This is a genomic window from Mycobacterium sp., from assembly GCF_035506235.1.
Classification (GTDB): Bacteria; Actinomycetota; Actinomycetes; order Mycobacteriales; family Mycobacteriaceae; genus Mycobacterium.
In genome coordinates, this window is record NZ_DATJPU010000212.1 from 1 (window position 1) to 3,264 (window position 3,264).

A 3,264-nucleotide genomic window follows, 5' to 3' on the forward strand; every position below is an offset into this window, starting at 1 on the left:
CCTACATGATCCCGACCGCGGTGGTGGGGTTAACGGCGTTGCCGCTCACACCCAACGGCAAACTCGACACCCGCGCCCTGCCGGCACCGGACTACCAGGACACCGACCACTACCGCGCCCCGGCCACCCCCACCGAAGACATCCTGACCGACATCTACGCCCAAGTACTGGGGCTCCACCACGTCAGCGTCGACGACTCCTTCTTCGACATCGGCGGCAACTCGCTCACCGCGATGCGCCTGATCGCCACCGTCAACGCTCGCCTCGACGCCCACTTTTCGGTGCGCACCTTATTCGATGCGCCGTCCGTGCGAAGCTTAAGTCGACATGTGGGCCCGCATGCCCGCATGGCGGAAGATCAGGCGGACGACTTCGAGGCCGGGCAAAAGCGCCACGTCCACGGGCCTGGCTTCGAGTTCGTGCATGGCCGCGAGAGCACCGAGGTGCGCGCCGCCGATCTCACGCTCGACAAGTTCATCGACGCCGCGACGATAACCGGCGCTCCGGGGCTGCCAGGTCCGAGCGGCGAAATTCGGACGGTGCTGCTGACCGGGGCGACCGGTTTCCTCGGGCGTTATCTGGCCCTGGAGTTGCTGGAACGGATGGACCTGGTCGACGGCACGCTGATCTGCCTGGTGCGTGCCGAGTCCGACGAGGAGGCGCGGCTCCGTCTGGCCAACGCCTTCGACAGCGGCGACCCGCAACTGGTGCGGCACTTCCAGGACTTGGCCGCCGATCATCTGGAGGTCATCGCCGGCGACAAGGGTGAAGCCAACCTAAGCCTGGACCAGCAGACCTGGCAGCGACTGGCCGACACCGTCGATCTCATCGTCGATGCCGCAGCCCTGGTCAACCACGTGTTGCCCTACAGCCAGCTGTTCAGGCCCAACGTCGTGGGCACCGCCGAACTGATCCGCATCGCTCTCACCACAAAGATCAAGCCCTACGCCTACGTGTCGACCGGCAGCGTGGGCGATCAGATCGAGCCGTCGGCGTTCACCGAGGACGCCGACATCCGGGTCATCAGCCCGACCCGCACCATCGATGACGGCTACGGCAACAGCAAATGGGCCGGCGAAGTGTTGCTGCGCGAGGCCAACGACCTGTGCGCACTGCCGGTCACGGTGTTTCGCTGCGACATGATCCTTGCAGGCACCACTTACGCGGGCCAGCTCAATGTGCCGGACAACTTCACCCGGATGATGCTTTCCCTGATGGCCACCGGCATCGCGCCCGGCTCGTTCTACCAGCTCGACGCCGACGGCAACCGGCAGCGCGCCCACTTCGACGGGCTGCCCGTCGAATTCGTCGCCGAAGCGATCGCCACGCTCGGCGCCCGGGTGGTCGACGGGTTCCAGACCTACCACGTGATGAACCCGCACGACGACGGGATCGGATTCGACGAATTTGTCGACTGGCTGATCCAGGCCGGTTACCCGATCGAGCGCATCGATGATTTTGGGGAGTGGTTGCAGCGGTTTGAGGTCGCCCTGAGTGCTCTTCCGGATCGACAGCGTCGGCACTCGCTGCTGTGGAAGCTGCCATTGCCCGCTTCCAATCGGTTGCGCAATTCCAATCAATTTCAGCCCGCAAAGCCGATCCGCGGATCGGCTGCCCCGACCGATCGGTTCCGTGCTGCGGTGCAAGAAGCGAAAATAGGCCCCGACAACGACATTCCGCACGTCTCGTCGCCGATCATCGTCAAGTACGCTTCCGACTTGCGACTCCTCGGACTGCTCTAGCCGCGAGGTGATCAGCCGGAAACCGTCGCACGGCCGGCACCTCGGATCGGCCGGCCGAGAATGAAACGCATTGGCCACCAGACCATTCGGCCTGAAAACGATCGGGCTTTTGGCTGAAGTCCCCCGTGTCATCCCAACGCTCCCTGCTCATGGCAGGCGCTGATCTCCTCCCAACTCAGCCCGATGTCGAGCAGCACTTCTTCGGTGTGCTGGCCGACCTCGGGCGCCGGCCCACGGGGTCTGGTCGGCTGTTCGTCGAATTGGTAGGGCGGGGCGACAAGCTGAAATGGTCTGCCGTCATGCCCGATGACCTCGGGCAGGTAGCCGTTGGCGGCAACCTGCTCGCTGCGGCCGACCTCATCGAAGGTGGCAGCCGTTGACCACACCCCGCTGAAATCGGCCAGTGCTCTCTGCCATTCAGCCAGACTGCGGGTCGCGAAGGTGGCATCCAGCTCGGCGATACAGGCGGTGCGATTGTTATAGCGTTGCACCGCATCGGCGAAGCGCGTGTCGTTGGCGAGGTCGTCCCGGCCCAGCAACCGGCACAGTTCGGCCCAGAACCGATCAGATTGCAGGCACACCAGATTGAGCCATCGGCCGTCTTTGGTCCGGTAGCTATTGACGATCGGGTTGTTCGCGGTGAGCCGGTTCTGCCGGGGCAGCCCTCCCTGAGCGGCCGCGAAAAGATCGGGGCTCATGGCCCACATCCCGGTGTTCAGCAACGACACGTCGATAACGGCGCCGCGGCCGGTCCGTTCGCGACGAAACAGCGCCATGGCGACCGCCCCGGCGATCGAGTTGGAGCCTTGCAAGTCGTAGAAGGCCGCGGGCTGGGTGATGGGTTCATCGGAACCCGGTGGGGTCAGTTTGTGCTGAGTGCCGGCCGCCGCCCAGGCCGCGGCCATGTCGAACGCGCCGACATTCGCCATGGTTCCGCGGCTGCCCCATCCGCTGCCCCGCACGTATATCAACCGCGGATTGGTGGCGGTCAGATCGTCGACGTCGACGTGCAGTCGTTGACGTACTGCGGGCAGATAGCTGGTCAAGAACACGTCGGCCGCGGCGGCCAGGCGATGCAGCAGATGCTGGCCGGCAGGGATGCGCAGGTCGACCGTGATGCTGCGTTTCCCGCGGTTGGGGATCTCGACGTACGGTTTCGATGCCGGGTCGTCGTCGAGCGAATGATGCAGCGCGCGTTGCGGATCGCCGCTGGGGGGTTCCACCTTGACCACGTCGGCGCCAAGGTCGGCCATGATCGCGCCCGCGCCGGGCACGAACGTCCATGCCGCCACCTCGAGCACCCGTACACCCTCGAACGGCCCGCTCACTGCGACCTTCCTCCCTGATCTCGGCGGAGTATCTGTGGCGCGCGACCGCAGCGGCGTTGAGTGGCAGGGCCCGTCAGGATGCTCCCGCGTGCGCACTCACGCTAGCACCATGGCGTTGACTCATTTGGCTAATCGCGGAGGTCCGGGGCGAAGTTCGAGGAGCAGCTTCGCCGGCGTCGAAAAATCCGAACGAG

Annotated in this window: 2 protein-coding genes; one reads left to right on the forward strand and one right to left on the reverse strand. The window is 65.2% G+C overall.

The window, feature by feature from the left end:
* On the forward strand, window positions 1–1,742 hold a 1,742-nt coding region (locus VMD50_RS19310), incomplete at its 5' end, for a thioester reductase domain-containing protein (protein ID WP_325429696.1).
* Window positions 1,743–1,870: 128 nt separating this feature from the next.
* On the opposite strand, the gene VMD50_RS19315 is transcribed toward VMD50_RS19310, so the two are convergent.
* The gene (locus VMD50_RS19315; RefSeq protein ID WP_325429698.1) at window positions 1,871–3,070 is read right to left on the reverse strand and encodes a CaiB/BaiF CoA transferase family protein; all 1,200 of its coding nucleotides are present in this window, start codon (window positions 3,068–3,070) and stop codon (window positions 1,871–1,873) included.
* Between the last annotated feature and the right edge of the window lie 194 nt (window positions 3,071–3,264).